Source organism: Corynebacterium sp., assembly GCF_022712275.1.
Taxonomy (GTDB): domain Bacteria; phylum Actinomycetota; class Actinomycetes; order Mycobacteriales; family Mycobacteriaceae; genus Corynebacterium.
Map to the genome: position 1 here is coordinate 44,838 of NZ_JALAGU010000022.1, position 20,308 is coordinate 65,145.

The 20,308-nt window shown below is 66.8% G+C and carries 20 protein-coding genes and 1 tRNA gene; 12 read left to right on the plus strand and 9 right to left on the minus strand.

Going from position 1 to position 20,308, the window contains the following annotated elements:
• Positions 1 to 55 precede the first annotated feature (55 nt).
• The 3 genes from hisG to Q0A27_RS04140 are packed head-to-tail and all read right to left on the minus strand — an operon-like array spanning position 56 to position 1,900.
• Complete coding sequence (gene hisG / locus Q0A27_RS04130) at positions 56 to 901, minus strand: ATP phosphoribosyltransferase (protein WP_291473890.1); 846 nt, start codon at positions 899 to 901, stop codon at positions 56 to 58.
• A 28-nt stretch (positions 902 to 929) separates the two neighbouring features.
• Complete coding sequence (locus Q0A27_RS04135; protein WP_014009953.1) at positions 930 to 1,193, minus strand: phosphoribosyl-ATP diphosphatase; 264 nt, start codon at positions 1,191 to 1,193, stop codon at positions 930 to 932.
• A gap of 5 nt (positions 1,194 to 1,198) precedes the next feature.
• Complete coding sequence (locus Q0A27_RS04140) at positions 1,199 to 1,900, minus strand: HAD family phosphatase (protein ID WP_291473803.1); 702 nt, start codon at positions 1,898 to 1,900, stop codon at positions 1,199 to 1,201.
• A gap of 59 nt (positions 1,901 to 1,959) precedes the next feature.
• Between Q0A27_RS04140 and Q0A27_RS04145 the strand changes: the two genes are divergently transcribed.
• Positions 1,960 to 2,766 (plus strand): thioesterase family protein, encoded by an 807-nt coding sequence (locus Q0A27_RS04145; protein WP_291473804.1) that lies wholly within the window; start codon positions 1,960 to 1,962, stop codon positions 2,764 to 2,766.
• Here the strand turns inward: Q0A27_RS04145 and Q0A27_RS04150 are convergent.
• The 3 genes from Q0A27_RS04150 to Q0A27_RS04160 are packed head-to-tail and all read right to left on the minus strand — an operon-like array spanning position 2,763 to position 5,274.
• Positions 2,763 to 3,134 carry a hypothetical protein gene (locus tag Q0A27_RS04150; protein ID WP_291473805.1) on the minus strand — a complete coding sequence of 124 codons (372 nt, stop codon included), beginning with the start codon at positions 3,132 to 3,134 and terminating at the stop codon, positions 2,763 to 2,765. The genes Q0A27_RS04145 and Q0A27_RS04150 overlap by 4 nt on opposite strands.
• Complete coding sequence (gene mshC, locus Q0A27_RS04155) at positions 3,131 to 4,423, minus strand: cysteine--1-D-myo-inosityl 2-amino-2-deoxy-alpha-D-glucopyranoside ligase (RefSeq protein WP_291473806.1); 1,293 nt, start codon at positions 4,421 to 4,423, stop codon at positions 3,131 to 3,133. Before mshC ends, Q0A27_RS04150 begins: the two co-directional genes overlap by 4 nt.
• A gap of 23 nt (positions 4,424 to 4,446) precedes the next feature.
• Complete coding sequence (locus tag Q0A27_RS04160; protein WP_291473891.1) at positions 4,447 to 5,274, minus strand: undecaprenyl-diphosphate phosphatase; 828 nt, start codon at positions 5,272 to 5,274, stop codon at positions 4,447 to 4,449.
• Positions 5,275 to 5,362: 88 nt separating this feature from the next.
• Between Q0A27_RS04160 and Q0A27_RS04165 the strand changes: the two genes are divergently transcribed.
• The gene (locus tag Q0A27_RS04165) at positions 5,363 to 6,460 is read left to right on the plus strand and encodes a hypothetical protein (protein WP_291473807.1); all 1,098 of its coding nucleotides are present in this window, start codon (positions 5,363 to 5,365) and stop codon (positions 6,458 to 6,460) included.
• 26 nt (positions 6,461 to 6,486) lie between these two features.
• Positions 6,487 to 7,596, plus strand: a complete 1,110-nt coding sequence (locus tag Q0A27_RS04170; RefSeq protein ID WP_291473808.1) for a quinone-dependent dihydroorotate dehydrogenase — start codon at positions 6,487 to 6,489, stop codon at positions 7,594 to 7,596.
• Between the two features lie 29 nt (positions 7,597 to 7,625).
• Here the strand turns inward: Q0A27_RS04170 and Q0A27_RS04175 are convergent, their stop codons facing one another.
• Positions 7,626 to 8,186, minus strand: coding sequence for a YbhB/YbcL family Raf kinase inhibitor-like protein (locus Q0A27_RS04175; RefSeq protein WP_291473809.1), 561 nt, complete (start codon positions 8,184 to 8,186; stop codon positions 7,626 to 7,628).
• A gap of 119 nt (positions 8,187 to 8,305) precedes the next feature.
• Here Q0A27_RS04175 and Q0A27_RS04180 point away from each other — a divergent pair.
• The 3 genes from Q0A27_RS04180 to Q0A27_RS04190 all read left to right on the plus strand — a co-directional run bounded on the left by Q0A27_RS04180 (position 8,306) and on the right by Q0A27_RS04190 (position 9,813).
• Positions 8,306 to 8,391: transfer RNA gene (locus Q0A27_RS04180), tRNA-Leu, on the plus strand.
• Between the two features lie 68 nt (positions 8,392 to 8,459).
• Entirely contained in the window at positions 8,460 to 9,143 is a 684-nt protein-coding gene (locus Q0A27_RS04185; RefSeq protein WP_291473810.1) for a VTT domain-containing protein, read from the plus strand.
• A gap of 25 nt (positions 9,144 to 9,168) precedes the next feature.
• Entirely contained in the window at positions 9,169 to 9,813 is a 645-nt protein-coding gene (locus tag Q0A27_RS04190) for a DNA-binding protein (protein ID WP_291473811.1), read from the plus strand.
• Between the two features lie 12 nt (positions 9,814 to 9,825).
• Here Q0A27_RS04190 and Q0A27_RS04195 read toward each other — a convergent pair whose 3' ends face one another.
• Positions 9,826 to 10,686: a DUF3097 domain-containing protein gene (locus Q0A27_RS04195; protein WP_291473812.1), complete on the minus strand. Its 861-nt coding sequence runs from the start codon at positions 10,684 to 10,686 to the stop codon at positions 9,826 to 9,828.
• A 39-nt stretch (positions 10,687 to 10,725) separates the two neighbouring features.
• Between Q0A27_RS04195 and Q0A27_RS04200 the strand changes: the two genes are divergently transcribed.
• A complete protein-coding gene (locus tag Q0A27_RS04200; RefSeq protein WP_291473813.1) occupies positions 10,726 to 11,568 on the plus strand; it encodes a hypothetical protein in 843 nt (280 codons plus the stop codon).
• Positions 11,569 to 11,572: 4 nt separating this feature from the next.
• Here the strand turns inward: Q0A27_RS04200 and Q0A27_RS04205 are convergent, their stop codons facing one another.
• Positions 11,573 to 13,324, minus strand: coding sequence for a DIP1281 family NlpC/P60 protein (locus tag Q0A27_RS04205; protein ID WP_367273306.1), 1,752 nt, complete (start codon positions 13,322 to 13,324; stop codon positions 11,573 to 11,575).
• Positions 13,325 to 14,372: 1,048 nt separating this feature from the next.
• On the opposite strand from Q0A27_RS04205, the gene acnA reads away from it, so the two are divergent.
• The 5 genes from acnA to Q0A27_RS04230 all read left to right on the plus strand — a co-directional run bounded on the left by acnA (position 14,373) and on the right by Q0A27_RS04230 (position 20,305).
• Positions 14,373 to 17,186 (plus strand): aconitate hydratase AcnA, encoded by a 2,814-nt coding sequence (gene acnA / locus Q0A27_RS04210; RefSeq protein ID WP_291473815.1) that lies wholly within the window; start codon positions 14,373 to 14,375, stop codon positions 17,184 to 17,186.
• Positions 17,187 to 17,220: 34 nt separating this feature from the next.
• Positions 17,221 to 17,781: a TetR/AcrR family transcriptional regulator gene (locus Q0A27_RS04215; RefSeq protein ID WP_291473816.1), complete on the plus strand. Its 561-nt coding sequence runs from the start codon at positions 17,221 to 17,223 to the stop codon at positions 17,779 to 17,781.
• A gap of 95 nt (positions 17,782 to 17,876) precedes the next feature.
• On the plus strand, positions 17,877 to 18,143 hold the full coding sequence (locus tag Q0A27_RS04220) for an ACT domain-containing protein (RefSeq protein ID WP_291473817.1): 267 nt from the start codon (positions 17,877 to 17,879) through the stop codon (positions 18,141 to 18,143).
• A gap of 16 nt (positions 18,144 to 18,159) precedes the next feature.
• Positions 18,160 to 19,533, plus strand: a complete 1,374-nt coding sequence (locus tag Q0A27_RS04225; RefSeq protein WP_291473818.1) for a PFL family protein — start codon at positions 18,160 to 18,162, stop codon at positions 19,531 to 19,533.
• A 1-nt stretch (position 19,534) separates the two neighbouring features.
• Positions 19,535 to 20,305 carry a hypothetical protein gene (locus tag Q0A27_RS04230; RefSeq protein WP_291473819.1) on the plus strand — a complete coding sequence of 257 codons (771 nt, stop codon included), beginning with the start codon at positions 19,535 to 19,537 and terminating at the stop codon, positions 20,303 to 20,305.
• Positions 20,306 to 20,308 lie beyond the last annotated feature (3 nt).

A 20,308-nucleotide genomic window follows, 5' to 3' on the forward strand; every position in this document is an offset into this window, starting at 1 on the left:
TGCATGACCTTTCGGATCAACGCCGGGCCTGGAGACGACGGGTGGGTGGGTGAGGTCAGATCCTGGCGATGCGGATGTCGCTGGCCAGGATGGCCTTGGCCCCCAGTGCCGAGAGCTTGTCCATGAGGGAGTTGGCGTCCTTCCGCGGAACCATCGCGCGGACGGCCGCCCAGTCCTCATGCGCCAGCGGCGACACGGTGGGGCCGGACAGGCCCGGCGTGATCGACGATACCTGCTCGAGAATGTTTCGGGGGCAGTTGTATTCGATCATGACGTAGTTGCGGGCGTGGAGGATGCCCTCGAGTCGCTTGAGGAAGACGCTCTGCCGCTCGTCGACATCGGCACCGCGACGCCCCACCACGACGGCGGTGGAGGAGATCAGCGGCTCACCGAACGGTTCCAGCCCCTGCTGACGCAGGGTACGGCCGGTGGAGACGACATCGGCGATGGCGTCCGCCACACCGAGACGGATCGAGATCTCCACCGCACCGTCGAGACGGACGACCTTGGCGTCCAGACCACGCTGCTCCAGGTCGCGACGCACCAGATTCGGGTAGGAGGTCGCGATGCGTTTGCCGTCGAGGTCGTCGACGGTCCAGTTCTCCCCCGCCGGGGCGGCGTAACGGAAGGTCGAGGAACCGAAGCCGAGCTCCATGAGTTCCTCGGTCTCCTCGCGGGTGTCCGCGGCCAGATCGCGTCCGGTGATACCCATGTCCAGGTGACCGCTGGCCACGTAGATGGCGATGTCCTTGGGGCGCAGGAAGTAGAACTCCACGCCGTTGGCCTCGTCGCGGACGGTGAGGGACTTCGTGTCCCCACGCCCCCGGTAACCGGCTTCGTTGAGGATGTCGGTGGCCGTCTCCGACAGGGAACCCTTGTTGGGGACGGCGACGCGCAGCATCTCGTCGGGTGCACTCACGACGGAACTCCTAGAGGAACTTGTAGACGTCGGCGGGGGTCAGGCCTCGCTTGACCATGATGACCTGCAGCCAGTAGATGAGCTGGGAGATCTCCTCGGAGAGCTCGTCGTCGGACTGGTACTCCGCGGCCAGCCAGACCTCGCCCGCCTCCTCGGCGATTTTCTTGCCGAGGTTATGCAGTCCACCGTCCAGGGCCTTGACGGTGCCGGAGCCCTCAGGCCGGTCGACGGCACGCTGGGCAAGTTCCTCAAACAGGGAGTCGAAGTTTTTCACGGGACTCATTGTGGCACATCAACCGTGGAAGCGGTGATGCGACCCCATATGTCCAGCAGGTCCGCGACCGTCAGGCCGTCCAGATCGTTCCCCTGTCCCGGACGCAGGTCGGCGATGTCCGCTGCACCCTCGGGGACGGTATTCCCCGGGGACGGGACGCCGAGGACGCGACACCCGGCCGCCACCGCCGAGCGCATCCCGTTGGTCGAGTCCTCCACGACCAGGCAGTCGTCCGGTGCCAGACCCAGGCGTCGGCAGGCCAGCTGGTACGGCCCGGGGTCCGGCTTGCCGTGGGTGACCTCGTCGCCGCACACCGAGCCGACGAAGTGGTCCGCGCCGATCGTCTGCAGCGCCTGGTCAGTGAGGGACCGGTAGGTGTTCGTCACCACCATCATCGGCAGCATCCCCTTACCCTCGGTGAGCAGCTCCGGGATGCCGGGGCGGAACGGTAGATCGGTGGAGAAGAGTCCGGAGACGATCGCGTAGAGCCGGTCCACCCACCGGGCCAGTGACTCCCCGTCGAGCGTGAGGCCCGCCCAGTCGGCGCAGATCTGTACCGTGTTTTCCGCGATACCGCCGACGGTGGTCTCCCGGACCTCCGGGGTGAGCTCGCGGCCCATCTCCGCGCACATCGCGTAGGTCGCCTCGCCCCACCGTGGTTCGGTGTCGACCAGCGTGCCGTCCATGTCCCAGAGAATCGCCTTCATGACTCCCCATCATGCCCCGACCGTTCCGGACTGGTGAACTGCCGGTACAGTGCCTGTCTATGACAGACATCACACAAGGGTATTTTCTTCCGGGCGACGTGACCGGAGATGACGACGGCACCCGGCACCGCGACTTCACCGCCACCCCGGAGACCGAGAGTCCCTGGGGCCCCGGCCTCCAGCACGGCGCTCCCCCGTCAGCACTGGTCACCTACCTGCTGGAGTCTGTCGCACCGGCCGACGGGCGCCTGGTGCGCGTCAGCGTGGACCTGCTCGGCGCCGTTCCCCTGGGTCTGCTGCACACCACTGCCCGGATCATCCGTCCGGGACGCCGCATCTGCCTCATCGAGGCGGTGATCACCGATCCGGAAGGACGCGACGTCGCCCGTGGAACCGGTTGGTGGGTCCACCACGTCGACACCACCGCGGTGGAGAAGGCCGTGGCCGATCCGATCATTCCCCGCGAGGAGTGCGAGGTCTCCGATCCCGAGGACCCGACGTCGTTCCTCGGTATGTGGGCCTCCGGCTACATCGACACCCTCGAAGTCCACTCGGCTCCGGGGCAGGCCTGGGTGCGTAGCCCGATGACCGTGGTCGCGGGCGTCCCGGACTCCCCCTGGGTCCGGCTGATGGGTGTCGCCGACACCGCCAACGGCACCAACCCCACCCTGAATCCCCGGGAGTGGCACTTCATGAACACCGACATCACCGTCAACCTGCACCGGCTGCCGCGCGGGGAATGGACCGGCATCGTGGCGGACGCCAACTACGGTCCCGACGGCGTCGGACTCACCGTGGCCCGCCTCTACGACGAGGAAGGCCCGGTAGGCACCTGTAACCAGGCGCTGATGATCAATCCGCTCTAGTCGTCCTGCTCGGTGATCCGGTCCAGGTCGTCGATGACGTCGTCAGCGTCCTGGTCATGCTCGAAGGCCAGCTCGGAGACGATGGCGCGGAAATCCGCCTGCTCCTCGTCCTCGAACACCGCGTCCCCGTGACGCTCACTCAGGGCACTCAGGGCACCGTAGGCGGAGATGACCGCCAACGACATCTCCGTCGGCTCCTGCCGGATCTCGGCGGTCAGCCGGCGGAGGATCTCCGCGGCGTCGGACGCGACTTCGGGCGGGTACGGGGGCTCCCAGAACTCCCGCTCCTCCTCCCGCAGGTAACTGCCGGTGGACAGGGACTTCAGCGTGTCCAGGAACTCGGCGATGAGGTCGGCGGAACGGCTCACAGACGGACCCCCAGCAGTGCGTCACAGACGGTGCGCAGCACGGTCGCGGCGTCCTCGCCTCCCGCAGGGACAGCCGCGGTGGAGTCCCCGGGGGCGGACGTTGCGGTATCGATGGTCCGGGCGCACCAGGCGTCGACGAGGTTCAGGACGCGCGGTGTGTCGAGGTCGTCGGACAGCGCGGCACGGACATCCGCGACCAGCTGCGCCGCCGCGGACGCCGGGCGGGAGGCCGCGGTCTGTGCGGCACTCCGCCACCTGGCGAGACGGTCCTCGGCCCGGGCGAGCACCGCGTCCGACCAGTTCCGGTCGGACCGGTAGTGCTGCTCGTAGAGCCCCAGCCGGACCGCGGAAGCGTCATGGCCGTCGGCGGTGAGCTTCGAGACGAAGACGAGATTGCCTAGCGACTTGCTCATCTTCACCCCGTCCAGGCCGATCATACCGGTGTGGACGTAGTGGTCGGCCATCCGGTCGCAGCCGTGGGCGGCCTCGGCATGGGCGGCGGAGAATTCGTGGTGGGGGAAGCGCAGGTCGCTGCCACCGCCCTGGATGGCGAAGGACGTACCGAGCCGGTTGGTGGCGATGGCCGAGCACTCGACGTGCCAGCCGGGGCGACCGGCGCCGAAGGGGGCGTCCCAGGAGGGCTCGCCGTCACGGTGGGCACGCCAGACGAGGGCGTCGAGCGGATACTTCTTGCCGGCCCGGTCCGGGTCGCCGCCGCGCTCGGCGAAGAACTCCGCCATCTCGTCGGCGGTGTACCGGGACTCGTAGCCGAACTGCTCGGTGAAGGTGTGGTCGACGTAGATGTCCGGGAACTCGTCACCGTCGAGGCGGTACGCCGCGCCGACCTCCAGCAGCCGGTTGACCAGGTCGATGACCTCGTCGACGGACTCCATCGCTCCGACGTACTCGCGCGGCGGGATGACCGACAGGGCCTCCATGTCGGACCGGAAGAGGTCGATCTGGGAGCTGCCCAGATCGCGCCAGTCCACACCGTCACGCTCGGCACGTTCGAACAACGGGTCGTCGACATCGGTGATGTTCTCGACGAAGTGGACCCGGTGTCCGTTGTCGAGCAGGGCGCGGTGGACGAGGTCGAAAGTCACGTAGGTCGCCGCATGGCCGAGGTGGGTCGAGTCATAGGGGGTGATCCCGCAGACATAGATCCCCACCTCCCCCGACGCCCAGTCGGTGCGGACCGGCCGCACCACGTCATCGGCGGTGTCGTACAGGGACAGGGGAACTCCGTCCCCGGACAGGGTGGGGACTTCAGGGAGAGGCCATGAACGCATGGCCACAGATACTACCCGCGGTGCTATGCGCTCATCACTCCGAGACCCAGCAGAAGCATGACCAGCAGGCCGACGGGGATGCGCCAGGCCGCGAACCAGGCGAAGGAGTGGTTGGCGACGAACTTCAGCAGCCAGGCGATGGCGATGTAGCCGACGATGAAGGCCACGGCGGTACCGATGAACAGCTGAACCCCACTGGCAGCCTGCCCGGAGGACGGGTTGAAGGCGTCCGGCAGGCTGAACAGTCCGGAGGCGAGCACCGCCGGAATCGCCAGCAGGAAGGAGAACCGGGTGGCGACCTCGCGGTCGAGGTTGAGGAACAGACCGGCGGAGACCGTGCCACCGGACCGGGAGACGCCGGGGATCAGCGAGAGGCACTGGGCCAGGCCCATGACCACGGCGTCCTTCATCGTCAGTTCGTCGAAGCCACGCTTCTTGGTGCCGACCTTCTCCGCGAAGATGAACACGAAGGAGAACAGGATGAGGACGGACGCGGTGATCCACAGGTTGCGCAGCGCGTCCCGGATCATGTCCTGGAAGAGGAAACCGAGGACACCCACCGGGATGGTGCCGACGATGATCATCCAGCCCATCCGGTAGTTGAGGTTGTCGCGCTTCTGCCGGTCGAACACCCCGGCGAACCAGGCTGTGAGGATCAGCCAGATGTCCTTGGCGAAGAAAACGAGGACGGCGAGCTCGGTACCGAGCTGGACGACGGCGGTGAAGGAGGCACCGGCGTCCTCACCCCAGAAGAGTTCGGAGACGATCCTGAGGTGGCCTGAGGAGGAGACCGGGAGGAACTCGGTGAGCCCCTGGACGATCGACAGGACGACAACCTGCAACCATCCCATGTCCGTGGTCACCGTCTCGGAAGCGGAGAGAAGAGTCTGGGTCATGTGTGGAGAGGTTACCGGCACAGGGTGTAGTAGCGTGAGACGGGTGAAGCGCCTGTCCCACAAGACCGTCTGTACCTCGGTGATCGCTCTCGCGACCACCCTCACCCTCGCCGGCTGCGGCGGAGATTCCGATGACGGGGACGGCGAGACCGTCGTCGGCGTCGCCGCGACACCCGACGTCTCCCCTGGCGGAACCGGCGGCGATGCCGTCGGCGACGTGACCGGAGGCGATGCCGTCACCGACCTCGCACGGATCGGTCTCGGGGAGGACGCCGCGGGCACCGACGCCGTGGCCGCCCTCGGCGACGGTGAGCTGGCGGTCGGCACTCTCAGCGAGGTCGCCGACGGCAGTGCCGACACCGTCGACGTCGACGACAACTGTGACCGGGTCGTCTCCGCACCTGACGGTGTGATCCTCACCTGTGGCGACACCGTCAGCGTCCGCGACGCCTACGGCAAGGAGACCCGCACCCTCGAGATCGGATCCACCGTCACCGGTGCCGCCGTGGTCGCCGACGGAACGGTCGCCGTGACGACCGAGGGGTCCGACCAGGTCACCTGGTACGACGCCGAGGGTGACAAGAAGAACTCCGAGGGTGTCAGTTCCACCCCCTCGGGCATGACGCCGGTCGGCAACGACCGCAACGCCGACAACGACGGTGCCGCCCAGTGGCGCGTCGCCGTACTCGACGTCGAGCAGTCCTCGGTGGCGGACATCGACATGGACAAGCGTCAGTACAACGCCGCTCTGCGCGTCGGTCAGGGCCTGGGTACCGCCTCCGCCAGCCAGACCCCGGACGGCGTGCTCGTCGCCTCCGACCCACGTACCGACCAGGCGCTGGTCTACACCCTCACCGACGTCGTCCGGCATACCCAGGCCGTGCACACCGGCCCGTCGCCCTGGGCGGTGCTGTGGGACGCCGGGCGTCAGCTCATGTGGGTCTCGACCACCGGTGACAACGCGCTGACCGCCTACGACCTCGCCAGCGGCACCCCTGTCGAGGTCGGTCGGGTCGACACCGTCGCCGATGTCCGGCAGATCACCGACAACCCTGACGGTGACCTCCTGCTCATCGGTGCCGACGGCACCCGCCAGCTCATCGATTCCGCTGACCTGCCCACCGGCAACCAGCGCCCGTAGAATATCCGTAGAAAAGGACCACTGACGTGTCTGCCCTCCCCTCGTTCCGCGCCGTGCGCGGTGTTGCCTACGACGCCTCCCTCAAGGTCATGTTCCGGCTCCATCCCGAGCGGATCCATGTGCTGATGAACCGGTGGCTGTCCCTGGCGTCCCAGGTCCCGGTGATCCGGAAACTGCTGCGCCGGTGCCTCGTCGTCGATGACCCGGTGCTCGCCCAGACCGTCGCAGGGCTCCACTTCCCGCGCCCGCTGGGTCTGGCGGCCGGCTTCGACAAGAACGCCACCGAAGCCGATATCTGGGGGCCGCTCGGCTTCGGCTCCGCCGAGGTCGGCACCGTCACCGCCGCCGGCCAGCCCGGCAACCCCACCCCCCGACTGTTCCGCCTCAAGGCGGACCGGGCGCTGCTCAACCGCATGGGTTTCAACAACGACGGAGCAGCGGCCGCCGCCGAGCGGCTGCGCGACCGTGTCGAGCCGGAGCCGCTGGGGGTGAATCTCGGCAAGACCAAGGTCACCCCCGCTGACGAGGCCGCCGACGACTACCGCATCTCAGCACAGGCCGTCGACGGGGTCGCCGACTACCTGGTCATCAACGTCTCCTCCCCCAACACCCCTGGCCTGCGTGACCTGCAGGCGGTCGAATCGCTGCGTCCGATCGTCGAGGCGGTCCGTGAGGTCAGCGCACGACCCCTGTTCGTGAAGATCGCCCCGGACCTTTCCGACGAGGATGTGGACGCGGTGACCGATCTCGCGGTGGAACTTCGGGTCACCGGGCTCATCGCCACCAACACGACGATCAGCAGGGAGGGTCTGGTAACCCCCGGCGCGCGTGAACTCGGCGCCGGTGGTGTCTCCGGCGCACCGGTGGCCGCCCGCGCCCTGGAAGTGCTGCAGCGCATCTACCGCCGGGCCGGTGACAAGCTCGTGCTCATCGGCGTGGGCGGTATCGAGACCCCGCAGCAGGCGTGGGAGCGCATCGGTGCCGGTGCCACGCTCCTGCAGGGCTACTCGGCCTTCATCTACGGTGGCCCGGACTGGATCCGGGACATCCACCTGGGCTTGGCCGACCAGGTCCGCCGCCACGGCCTGACGGATATCTCCGAGGCCGTGGGCAGGGAGCTTCCCTGGATCGACTGACGGTTCTGATCAGTCGACCAGGGGGAAACTCAGTTCTCCGCCCAACCCCACAGCAGGGCACGGGCAGAGGCCTTGAAGTTCAGGTTGAACCCGAGGATGGTCGGGGTGGACCGGTCGGGGATGTCCAGCCGCTCAGGGACGGCGTGGACGGCGTAGATGTAGCGGTGGGGACCGTGGCCGGCCGGGGGCTCGGCACCGTAGAAGCCGCGGCGACCACTGTCACCGCGCAGGGCCACAGCACCTTCCGGCAGACCGACGAGTTCATCGTCACCGGCACCGGCGGCCAGAGAGGTCACCGAGGCCGGGATGTTGAACACGGCCCAGTGCCAGTAGCCGGAGCCGGTCGGCGCGTCCGGATCATAGCAGGTCACAGCATAGGTCTCGGTGCCCTCCGGAGCGCCGGACCAGGACAGCTGCGGGGAAATGTCGTTGCCACCGAGCTGGCCTTCGGCCAGTCGGCGGCCGTCGGTGACGTCCTCACTGGTGACGGTGAAGGTCGGCAGGTCAGTCAGCGGTCCGTAGGGGTCGGGGCCCGGGAACCGGTCATCGATGTACGTGGGCTGGTGGTTCTTCTGTTCTGGAACGCTCATGTGCTCCAGTATGCCTCAAACCGGCGGGGGCGCAGCGGCGATTTGGTCTCCCCTGACCCCGCGGGCTACAGTATGCGAGTCCGCACGGCGCCTCTCACGGTCCGTGCAGCAGTTACCCTGTCCGGGTGGCGGAATGGCAGACGCGCTAGCTTGAGGTGCTAGTGTCCTATTAACGGACGTGGGGGTTCAAGTCCCCCTCCGGACACCCAGAAAGAGACAAGGCCCGCCGACAACGGCGGGCCTTGTCTCATGTCGGAAGGAGGCACCCCGGACATGCGTCGTTTCCCCGGCTTCCGAGGTCTCCCCTGGCGGAAGCTCACCGCACTCGCGATGATCCTGGTCCTCCTGGCGGCGATGATGGTCGTTGTCCCGATGCCGGATGCTGACAGTGTCCGTGACACGGTCTCCGCCACCGGTGTATGGGCACCGCTCACCTGGCTGGGGATGATGGTCGTCAGCACCCAGCTGCCGTTCCCGCGGACCGTCTGGACGATCTCCGCCGGAGCCCTGTTCGGAGCCCTGGCCGGCAGCCTCCTGGCCCTGGCGGGCCTGGCAGTGTCCGCGACGGTGTCGCTGCTGCTGATCCGTCGTTTCGGGGCCCGCACCGTGAGACGGACCTCGTCACCGGAGATCCATGCTCGGCTCGCAGTCATCCAGGAGATGCTCGCGCAGCGTGGCTGGATCAGCGTCCTGGGTCTGCGGATGATCCCGGCGGTCCCGTTCAGTCTGCTGAACTACGCCTGCGCGCTGACGAAGATCCCGCTGGGCCTCTACCTCGTCGCGACGGTCTTCGGCTCAGCACCGAACACGGTGGCGACGGTCGTTGCCACGGATGCGCTGTTGGGAGGCGGAAGCCCCTGGGTGCTGGGGATCAGTGCGGTGGTCATCCTGGTGGGCGTCCTGCTCACCGGGCGGGAGATGCGGCTTCTGCGTGCTGGGGTCAAGTCGACAGGGTAGACATCCGTGGTTGTATCGTGGACGTATGTTCGCCATCCACGCCCTGTACCATGGCCGGTCGAGACGCCGGGCCGACTACATCCGAGATGTCGCCGAGGCACTGGCCTCCACCAGTGCGGTGTCCGACGTCCGGATCTACGGCGCCGAGGGGTTCGCGGTGGTCTCCTCTGACGCCGACGGCGCCACGACCGTCATACTCAACCTGCTGCAGGCCGGTGATTTCGCGGTGGGTATCGGAGCGGTCGTCGGCGGGGTGGGCCCGGTCGACAGCACCCCGGACGAGGCCGGGGCTACCGGCGACCTTCATGACCAGCTCTTCGAGGCTGCCGCCCGTTCCTTCGGACGCCAGCACCGGGCAGCGACGGTGACGACCCGTGTCGAGTTGCCCGGTCCCGGCGGAGTCCGTGCACCGGGCACTCCGGCGGATGTCGCCGACGATGTCACCGCCGCCTTCACCCTCCTCGCCCACGTCCTGACCCGGCGGACCCCCGAAGGTCGGGAAGCGACCGCACTCATGCGTCAGGGGTACCTCCAGACCGAGGCGGCCGACCACGTAGGTATCTCCAAGCAGGCCATGTCCCAGCGGCTCGCCGCGGCGGGCTGGCAGGCGGAACAGGCAGGGTGGACGCTGGCCGTCCACATGCTGCGGCGGGTCACGGACCTGGTCTGACCGGTACCAGTCTCAGTGCCCCGGCTCGGTGACGAAGTCGACGAGCCGCTCCACCGCACCGATGAGGGTGGCATCCAGATCCCGGAAAGTCTTCACCGACGAGTACACCCGGTGCCAACCGTCGCGTGGCGTCCCCCAGCCGAGTTGCCGGCACACCCCGGTCTTCCAGTCCTCGCCCCGCGGCACGCGGGGCCATTCCCGGATACCGACGGACGCGGGCTTCACCGCCTCCCAGATGTCGATGTACGGGTGTCCGGTGACCAGGACGTGGTCGCGGACCCGACGGTCGAGTCGCTCGATGAGGCGGGTCTCCTTCGAGCCCTCCACGAGGTGGTCGGCGAGTACCCCGACCCGGCGTCCCGGTCCGGGGTTGAACTCGGCGAGCATCTCGGGCAGATTGTCGAGGCCCTCGATGAACTCGACGACCACGCCCTCGACGCGCAGATCGTGACCCCAGACCTGCTCGACGATCGCAGCATCGTGCAGGCCCTCCACCCAGATCCGCGACGGGGCGGCGACCTTCGCGCGGACGTCGGCGACCTTCCTGGACCCGGAGTTGGATCGCTCGGCCGCCCGCTTCTCCACGTGCCGGACCAGCGTGACGGGGCGTCCCTCCAGAAGGAAGGCACCCGGACGCAGCTTGAACAGGCGGTCCCTGCCGTGGCGGTCTTCCAGCCGGACAAAGTCGCCGTCGTAGCTGCGCTCGAAGCCGGTGACCGCCCCGACCCATTCGCCGTCCGCGGTCTCCACGACCAGCCCGGGCGTCGCCGGGACCTCGGGCGGGGCGGGACGCCGGGGCCGGTGCCCACCAGCTCCACCTGAACAACCTGAGCCGCCGAGAATGTCGGATCCGTACCTGTCGCTGTAACCCATGGGCGTGAATTCTAGGCGGAGAGCGCTAAGCTGTGACGAATGACCACACCCCGGCCCGCACTCGGGACCTCGCTGCGCGAACAGCTCTGGTCCCCGGTACAGAACTCCACCCTGTGGCTCGGCTGGTGGCTGCACGGCCTCCTGTCCGCCGATGACGTCATCGACGCCTTCACCGAAGTCCAGGGACCCGCACACACCCTGTTGGTGGACGCCACCTCCGACGACCCCTTCGACGGAGAGTTCGGTGGTCGCCCCACCTCCCTGGTCGACATGCTGCGCGCGGTGCGGAGTATCGCCGCCGACGCCCCGGTCTCGGTCTCCGACCGCCCGCTGGTGGGCCTTGTCCTGGCCGGACCCGGTGATGTCCCCGCCCTTCCCGCCGGCACCCGTGGAGCGGCGGCGGTGGCTACCGCCGGTGCCGGGATCACCGTGGCGGACGCCCACCCGGAGGTGCTCCACGTCCTCGTGCCGCAGCTGCTGGACCGTTCATTGGTCCAGTGGACCTGGTACCGGACCGAGGGGCGCGTCCCTGCCCTGGCCGTCTACTCGCCCGGGGACGCCGATCGGCTGCTCACCGAGGCGACGGAGCAGGCCGCAGGACTCATTGAGTCCGACGGCCTGCTTCCTGCCCGCCATCGCGCGCCACGGATGGCTGTCGGTGCGCTGAGCGACTATTTCGGTCTGCCGGGACTGCCGGCCGGGGTGAGCCCGAGGGCGGCGAAGCTGATGGCCCGGGCCGACGTCGTCGCCTCGATCATCGAGGTGACCCGTACCTCGGCAGCCGGAGCCTCCCTGGATCCCCGGATCCTCCCCCTGTCACGCGCAGTGCGCACCGCTCGGACGACGGCTGTCGACCACGCGATGCGCGAACTGTTGCGGTGAGCGCCTACTCGATCATCCGGACGGCGTAGGGCATGGCGCCACTCCACCGTACGTCGGAGACCTTGACCACGTCTCCGGACTGCGGAGCCTCGAGCATCTTGCCGTCGCCCAGGTAGAGCGCGACGTGGCCGCTGCCACCGATGCCCCAGAAGAGCATGTCGCCCCGCTGTGCCTGCTCGACCGGCACCTGCTTTCCCGCGGTGTACTGATAGCCGGAGTAGTGCTGCAACTGGATGCCGACGGCGTTGAAGGCGTACATCATCAGACCGGAGCAGTCGAAGCCGACCTTCGCGTAGTCACCGTGGGCGTCGGCGACGCCGCCGTCACGGATGCCGAGGGTCGGACCATTCAGGTCGCCGCCGCCCCAGGCGTAGGTGACACCGAGCTGGGACATACCACGGTCGATGACCCGGTCGATCTTCTCGGTGGCGGTGCCCGAAGCGTCCGGGGACGAGGTGTCGCCGGTGTTACCGGTCGAGGTGCCAGTCCCCGGAAGGACTCCGGTGTCTTCCCCGTCACCGGAGGTCGCTTCCGGAAGTGAGCCGTAGGACTCTGCCGCAGAGCTCTGGGCCGCATCAGCAGCTGCGGCAAGGGGATCCTCACCGTTCATGTTGGCGGTGAAGCCGGCCACGGCGGCGGCACCTGCGGCATCCAGAAGACCGTCGATGGCGGCCTGACGACGCTCATCACCGGCGGTGTCCGCGCTGAAGGTCGAGGCGTCTGCCTCACCTTCCGCAGTAGTTTCCTCCTGGGGCTGTGTCAAGTCATTTCCGTTGACCTCGGAGGAGTTCTCCCGGTTCAGAACTTCCGTGGTCTCCGACGCATCTTCCGTGACGTCCTGGGCTGCGGTGGCGTCTGTGGTCCCGGCGGTCCCGGTGTCCTCAGACGCCGTCTCCGTGGCGGCCCCGGTCGTGGTCCCGGTGGTGGTTTCCGCCGGTACGGTGTCAATCTTGGACACCGCGGTCTCCGCCGCACGACGTTTGTCGAAGGAGGTGGCACCCTCCTCCTTGCCGGCGCGGTCGACCGCGGCGCGGGCGGCAGCGAGCTGCTCGCGTGCGATGTCGGCGTCAGCGAGAAGCCTGGTGTGTTCGTCGGCCCGGGAGGCGAGATCCTGCTGGACCTTCTCGAACTGGGCCTGGGCATCGTCCTGCGCCTGCCGGGCGGCGGCGACGAGACTGTCTGCGTTGTCGCGGGCCTCACGGAGTGAGGATTCCTCGTTCGCGGCCTGGGTACGCGCCAGGTCCAGGCGGTCGACCTCCGCCTGCTGACGCTCGGCGGCCATCCTGATGTAGGTGGCACGGTCGATGGCGTCGTCGGCGTCGGATCCTGCGGCCAGCGGCACCGCAGAGGCGTCGCCACCCTGGGCGTAGGCCGACCGGGAGATCTCGTCGAGATCTGCCTGCGCGGTACCGAGTTCATCTTCACTACCGCCGAGGCGGGAGCGGGCGTCGGTGACCTGGTCCTGTGCGTCCTGTGCATCCCGGGTGCTCTGGTCGAAATCGACCCGGGACTTGTTGACGGATTCGCGGAGTCCGCCCAGCTCGCCTTCCAGTGCGTTGACCTGGTCTTCGGCCGCGGAAACGCGGGCGACCAGATCAGCGAGATAGGCCTCGGCACCGGTGCCGGTGGTTTCGTCGGCCATGGCCGGACTTGCCTGGGTGGTGAGGCCGGCGGTCACGGCGACTGCCAGCAGGGCTCCTGTACCTCGTGCAGTTGCCCCGCGGGCACGGCCACGGGTTGTCAGTCGAAGTGCCACGGTGATGGTCTCCTCGTGCGAGTGGGCGGAAAGAGTCAGTTCCGGCAGTCCCCGGTTCGGCACCCGTTCCTCCCGCTTCCCCACGGGAGGAGGTCGGGGCCCGGGGTGGTGGACCGCCTCCGTCGTTGATGTTTCGTGACCTTCGGGACCGGGAGGTCGACCTCTCGGTTCACTTAGATCACGAATCGTTATCAAACGACGACAGGTGCACCGTAGGCCACACATGACCCGGAAGAAACCTCAACAACATCATTCACATCTGTCACCATGAACAACATCGGCAACTTCTTCACCGTGACCTGCGGGATCACTCTCTGAAACAATGAGAGTGATCTACATCACACTCTGTAATGGCCCGGCGTGTCGGGTTGAAGTGTGCCAGGAACTACAACTCAAAGTCTCGATCTCGAGTTGATATCCGTCTAGTCTGCATTCTTGACTTCCGAACGCTCCTGCTAACCAGCGATTCCGGTCCACTGTCCGAGGGGGATGCTGAGCTGAGATCTGTCAACCTCTGACACTTGACGAAAACGGGCATCGCACTCGGGTGCGACGCCGGAACGCGATGGTTCGCCGGCTTTTGTACCCGGATGGGAGACCCCGACATTCCCGTCTGACATCCGGCACTCTCGCCTGCTGGTGACGCGTCCCCCCCCCCGGACGACAGGAACGTCCCGGGGTGACGGTGAAGCGTCGCCGATGGTCTGAGACATCGCTGTTAAATTCCGTCGGATACTGAAGGCGCTGAAAGTGAGGGTTGCGGAACAGGTATGCGAGTGTGTCGAGTCAGAGTGCCGTCCAGACCGTTCCTCGGTGAACGTGCCCCCTGTTCGCCGATAGTGACCTGCGATTATGTAGCAATACAGTCGTACTGTTATGGTGGATGAGACGGATCACACGTCACTGTTGCACAATGGTGGCACGCCTCACGCCCGCGATGTCCTTCCGGATACCGCAGACCAGGTCCACGGTTGTGCTTGAGGTGAGACGTCCAGACGAACGTCACACAACGACGAAATATAACGAGAAGAGATTCAGGAGCACTCACGTGACTGAAAGCAAGAACTCGTTCGGTGCCAAGGGGACACTCGAGGTTGGCGACCGCACGTACGACATGTTCCGGCTCAGTGCCGTTCCCGGCACGGAGAAGCTGCCCTACTCCCTGAAGGTGCTCGCCGAGAACCTCCTCCGCAATGAGGACGGCGCCAACATCACCAAGGAGCACATCGAGGCCATCGCGAACTGGGACCCCGCCGCGGAGCCCAGCATCGAGATCCAGTTCACCCCGGCCCGCGTGGTCATGCAGGACTTCACCGGTGTCGCCTGTGTGGTCGACCTGGCCACCATTCGCGACGCCGTTGTCGCCATGGGCGGCAACGCTGACGACGTTAACCCGCTGAACCCGGCCGAACTGGTCATCGACCACTCCGTGATCATCGAGGCCTTCGGTGACGCCAACGCCCTCGAGAAGAACGTGAACATCGAGTACCAGCGCAACGAGGAGCGCTACAAGCTCCTCCGTTGGGCCACCGGTGCCTTCGACAACTTCCGTGTCGTCCCCCCGGGAACCGGTATCGTCCACCAGGTCAACATCGAGTACCTGGCCCGTACCGTCTTCGACAAGGACGGCGTCGCGTACCCCGACACCTGTGTCGGTACCGACTCCCACACCACCATGGAGAACGGCCTGGGCATCCTGGGCTGGGGCGTGGGTGGCATCGAGGCTGAGGCCGCAATGCTCGGCCAGCCGATCTCGATGCTCATCCCCCGCGTCGTCGGCTTCAAGCTCAGCGGCGAGATTCCCGCCGGCGTGACTGCCACCGATGTGGTGCTCACGATCACCGACATGCTCCGCCAGCACGGCGTGGTCGGCAAGTTCGTGGAGTTCTACGGCAAGGGCGTCGCTGAGCTGCCCCTGGCCAACCGCTCCACCATCGGCAACATGTCGCCGGAGTTCGGTTCCACCGCCGCGATCTTCCCGATCGACCAGGAGACCGTCAACTACCTGAACCTGACCGGCCGTGACGAGGAGACCCTCGCCCGCGTCGAGGCGTACGCCAAGGAGCAGGGCATGTGGCTGGACCCGGAGACCGCCGACGACAACGAGCCGGTCTTCTCCGAGTACCTCGAGCTGGACCTGTCCACCGTGGTGCCGTCCATCGCCGGCCCGAAGCGTCCGCAGGACCGCATCGAGCTGTCCGATTCCAAGGCTCAGTTCCGCAAGGACCTGCACAACTACACCGACAGCACCTCGGGTAACTCTGATGCCCAGGACTTCGTCGCCGAGGGCGGCAATGTCGGGGGTCACGCCGGCAACCCGGCCACCGCCGCCGACGCCAAGGGCAACCTGCCGTCCGCAGCGCGGGGCAACGAGGGTCGTCCGACCAACCCGATCGAGGTCAACTACAACGGTAAGGACATGGTCCTTGACCACGGTATGGTCGCCATCGCGTCCATCACCTCCTGCACCAACACCTCGAACCCGTCCGTCATGGTCGGCGCCGGCCTGCTCGCGCGTAAGGCCGCTGCCAAGGGTCTGCAGTCCGCTCCCTGGGTCAAGACCACCCTGGCTCCGGGTTCCCAGGTTGTCACCGGTTACTTCGAGAAGGCCAACCTCTGGGAGGACTTCGAGAAGCTCGGTTTCTACCTCGTCGGCTACGGCTGCACCACCTGCATCGGTAACTCCGGTCCGCTGCCGGAGGAGATCTCGAAGGGCATCAACGACGCCGACCTGGCCGCCACCGCGGTCCTGTCCGGTAACCGTAACTTCGAGGGTCGCATCTCCCCCGACATCAAGATGAACTACCTGGCGTCCCCGATCCTGGTCATCGCCTACGCGATCGCCGGCACCATGGACTTCGACTTCGAGACCCAGCCGCTCGGCCAGGACCAGGACGGCAACGACGTCTTCCTCAAGGATGTCTGGCCCTCCACCGAGGAGATCCAGGACGTCATCGCGTCCTCCATCTCCCGTGAGCTGTACACCGCGGACTACGCGGACGTCTTCAAGGGTGACTACCGCTGGCAGTCCCTGCCCGTGCCGGAGGGTAAGACCTTCGAGTGGGACGACGCCTCCTCCTACATCCGCAAGGCCCCGTACTTCGACGGCATGTCCGCCGAGCCCGAGGCTGTCAACGATGTCAAGGGTGCCCGCGTCCTCGCCCTGCTGGGCGACTCGGTCACCACCGACCACATCTCCCCGGCGTCCTCCATCAAGCCCGGTACCCCCGCCGCGCAGTACCTGGACTCCAAGGGCGTCGAGCGTAAGGACTACAACTCGCTGGGTGCCCGCCGTGGTAACCACGAGGTCATGGTCCGCGGTACCTTCGCGAACATCCGTCTGCAGAACCAGCTGCTCGACGGAGTGGCCGGCGGTTACACCCGCGACTTCACCCAGGAGGGTGGCCCGCAGTCCTTCATCTTCGACGCCTCCGAGAACTACAAGGCGCAGGGCACCCCCCTCGTCGTGCTCGGTGGTAAGGAGTACGGCACCGGTTCCTCCCGTGACTGGGCCGCCAAGGGCACCCTGCTGCTGGGCGTCAAGGCCGTCATCGCCGAGAGCTTCGAGCGCATCCACCGCTCCAACCTCGTCGGTATGGGCGTTGTCCCGCTGCAGTTCCCGGCCGGCGAGTCCTGGAAGTCCCTGGGTCTCGACGGCACCGAGACCTTCGACATCGAGGGTATCGAGGAGCTCAACAAGGGTGTCACCCCGGAGACCATCAAGGTCACCGCGACCAAGGAGGACGGCTCCGTCATCGAGTTCGACGCCGTCACCCGTATCGACACCCCCGGTGAGGCCGACTACTACCGCAACGGTGGCATTCTGCCCTTCGTGCTCCGCAACATGATGAAGACCGTCTAACCAGTCGGTACTTCTCCCGGAAGGGGCACACCGCATGCCGAAGGTCAGCGACAGCGACCTTTCCGAGCGGCGGTCCGACATCCTGGCGGCCGCCCGTATGTGCTTCGTCACCTACGGGTACGACGGCGCCACTGTGTCGCGGTTGGAGAAGGCCACCGGGAAGTCCCGGGGGGCCATCTTCCACCACTTCCAGAACAAGGAGACCCTGTTCCGGACAGTGGCACACCGTGACATGCTCCGGATGACGGAACTGGCGTCCTCCCGAGGCATGATCGGTCTCATCAGGTACATCCTGGAAGAACCCGATCTCGTCAACTGGTGGAGTCTCCGCGTGGAGATCACACGGCGCATCCGCGTCGATGAAGAACTCCGCGACACCTGGGACGCCGATCAGAAGGCACTGCGTGCGGCGGTCACAGACCGTCTCACCGAACAGCGTGACAGTGGACGTCTCCGGACGGACATCGATCTCGAGACAACCATCCAGCTGCTGGAACTGACCCTTGAAGGGGTCATGTCCCACCTCAGTTCAGACCGGGTCAGTGACCGGCTCCCGGACGCTCTGGATCTCGTCGAGAAGTCACTGCGCGCCTGACGGTCCCGTTCGCCAAGGCCGAGCGAAAAGACAGCCCGCCACCCCACTCCGGGGCGGCGGGCTTCGTCTGTTTCGAGGCCGGTAGCATGGACGGAATGATCGCGATCATGACCGTCACCGGACGGGACCACACCGGAATCATCGCCGCCGTCTCCACCGCCTGCGCCGACCTCTCCATCAACATCCTCAACGTCTCGCAGACGATCATGGACGAGTGGTTCACCATGATCCTCCACGTCGAGCTCCCCGACGACCTCGATGTCGCCGCGGTCGACAATCGCATGGCGCTGGTGGAGGACCAGCAGAAGCTCGTCATCACCATCCAGTCCCAGGCCATCTTCGACGCGATGCACCACATCTGAGGAGCCGACTGAACACATGACCGCCGCATTCCTCCCCTCTTCCTCCATCCTCGAGACCATCGCGATGATCCAGCGCTACCGGCTGGACATCCGCACCGTCACCATGGGTATCAACCTCTTGCCCTGTGTCCGCGCGACCTCTGCCGCCACCTGTACCGCGGTCTACGACATGGTCACCACCAGAGCCCGGAACCTCGTCTCCGTCGCCCGGGGTATCGAGCGTGAGCTCGGGATCCCCATCGCCAACAAGCGGGTCTCAGTCACCCCGGTCGCCATCGTCGCGTCTGCGGTGCCGGGGTGCGACCCGGTGGACATCGCCCGCGCCCTTGACCGTGCCGCCGCAGAGATCGGTGTCGATTTCATCGGTGGCTACTCCGCTCTCGTGGAAAAGGGCGGCACCGAGGGCGACAAGCGCCTGATCCGCTCCATTCCCGAAGCTCTCAGCGAGACCGACGTGGTGTGCTCCTCGGTGAACATCGGCTCCTCGCGCGCCGGCATCAACATGAATGCTGTCCGCGAGATGGGCGGCATCGTGCGGGGATGTGCCGAGGCCACCGCCGACCGTGGCTCGATCGCCGCGGCCAAACTCGTGGTCTTCTGCAACGCTGTCGGAGACAACCCGTTCATGGCCGGCGCCTTCCACGGCGTCGAGGAACCCGACTGCGTCATCAATGTCGGTGTCTCCGGTCCCGGTGTGGTCGACCGTGCGGTCGCGGCCATGGGTGAGGACGCGACCCTCAACGAGATCGCCGAGGAGATCAAGAAGGCGGCCTTCAAGATCACCCGCACCGGACAGCTCGTCGGAACGATGGCCGCCGACCGTCTGGGCGTCCCCTTCGGAATCGTCGACCTGTCCCTGGCCCCCACGGCGGAGATGGGTGACTCCGTCGCCCATATCCTCGAGCACATGGGACTGGACCAGGTCGGTACCCACGGCACCACCGCGGCGCTGGCGCTGCTCAATGACGCGGTGAAGAAGGGCGGCATGATGGCATGTTCCCGGGTCGGTGGGCTGTCCGGTTCCTTCATTCCGGTCAGCGAGGACGCCGGGATGATCGAGGCGGTACGCGCCGGAAACCTCACCGTCGACAAACTTGAGGCCATGACCGCTATCTGCTCGGTGGGACTGGACATGATCGCGGTACCCGGCGAAACTACGGCCGCCGCCATCGCCGGCATGATCGCTGATGAGGCTGCCATCGGCATGATGAACCACAAGACCACCGCAGTCCGTGTCATCCCGGCGATCGGCTGCGGTGTCGGCGACGACGTCGACTTCGGAGGTCTTCTCGGCCACGCGCCGGTGATGCCGGTCCACACCGTACCCAACGGCGCCTTCATCGACCGCGGCGGCTTCATTCCTGCTCCCGTCCACGGATTCCGGAACTGATATGCCGGTTCTCTTCGAGCATGCCCGTGCCACGGCCCAGGTCGACGATCCCGGCGGACTCCTGCGTCACGGCGCAGACTCCGGACGTTTCGACCGTCCCTGCCCGACCGGGCCCGATGATTCGGCGGTGACCGAGGCCCTCTGCGCCACCGGTCAGGTTCCGATCGCCGGGGTCTATGGCCTGGGCTTGTCTCTTTCGCAGTTGTCCCTGGCCGGTGTGGCTGGAGTACTCGCTGTGCTGGCACTGATCTGTCTGGTAGTGGGTGCTCCCGTGGTTGCCCTGGTCTTCGTCGTCTTCGCTGTCTTCCTCGGCGGTCTGACCGCTTTCTCGGCCGGTCGCCGCCGTGAAGGGCTCCGTGCCCTGGACGCGGCGTGGGAGCACGGATGGATCCGGTTCGCTCCGGCGAGGGTCGGCGCTGCCTGGCTCGATCATGAGGTCCGGCACGGACCGGCGATGGGGCCGCAGGGTGACCGGGGTCGCAACCAGGATGTACGGCACTGGTACCGGGCGAGCGTCGAGGTCTTCCCCACTGACGGGAGCGACCCGTTCACCGTCACCTCCTCACAGTTCCAGGTGCTCGCCGACCGGGACGGGAAGCCACGTGGTCTCCGCACGTCCCCGGGCCCGCTCGATGTCACCGAGCCGGAGTACTCCAACGGGTGGACGCTGGTCCGCTATATTGCCGGAGCCCCTGAAGAATCCGCCACCGTGACCACAGGACTCACCGAGACACAGATCCTCGCCGCCCTGGAGGCTGCCGGGATCCGGTGACGC

Bases quoted from the DNA above. Each gene is read 5' to 3' on its own strand.
- hisG (WP_291473890.1), bottom strand. From the start codon at position 901: ATGCTGCGCGTCGCCGTCCCCAACAAGGGTTCCCTGTCGGAGACGGCC.
- Q0A27_RS04140 (WP_291473803.1), bottom strand. From the start codon at position 1,900: ATGAAGGCGATTCTCTGGGACATGGACGGCACGCTGGTCGACACCGAA.
- Q0A27_RS04145 (WP_291473804.1), top strand. From the start codon at position 1,960: ATGACAGACATCACACAAGGGTATTTTCTTCCGGGCGACGTGACCGGA.
- mshC (WP_291473806.1), bottom strand. From the start codon at position 4,423: ATGCGTTCATGGCCTCTCCCTGAAGTCCCCACCCTGTCCGGGGACGGA.
- Q0A27_RS04160 (WP_291473891.1), bottom strand. From the start codon at position 5,274: ATGGGATGGTTGCAGGTTGTCGTCCTGTCGATCGTCCAGGGGCTCACC.
- Q0A27_RS04175 (WP_291473809.1), bottom strand. From the start codon at position 8,186: ATGAGCGTTCCAGAACAGAAGAACCACCAGCCCACGTACATCGATGAC.
- Q0A27_RS04185 (WP_291473810.1), top strand. From the start codon at position 8,460: ATGCGTCGTTTCCCCGGCTTCCGAGGTCTCCCCTGGCGGAAGCTCACC.
- Q0A27_RS04190 (WP_291473811.1), top strand. From the start codon at position 9,169: ATGTTCGCCATCCACGCCCTGTACCATGGCCGGTCGAGACGCCGGGCC.
- Q0A27_RS04195 (WP_291473812.1), bottom strand. From the start codon at position 10,686: ATGGGTTACAGCGACAGGTACGGATCCGACATTCTCGGCGGCTCAGGT.
- Q0A27_RS04200 (WP_291473813.1), top strand. From the start codon at position 10,726: ATGACCACACCCCGGCCCGCACTCGGGACCTCGCTGCGCGAACAGCTC.
- Q0A27_RS04215 (WP_291473816.1), top strand. From the start codon at position 17,221: ATGCCGAAGGTCAGCGACAGCGACCTTTCCGAGCGGCGGTCCGACATC.
- Q0A27_RS04220 (WP_291473817.1), top strand. From the start codon at position 17,877: ATGATCGCGATCATGACCGTCACCGGACGGGACCACACCGGAATCATC.
- Q0A27_RS04225 (WP_291473818.1), top strand. From the start codon at position 18,160: ATGACCGCCGCATTCCTCCCCTCTTCCTCCATCCTCGAGACCATCGCG.
- Q0A27_RS04230 (WP_291473819.1), top strand. From the start codon at position 19,535: ATGCCGGTTCTCTTCGAGCATGCCCGTGCCACGGCCCAGGTCGACGAT.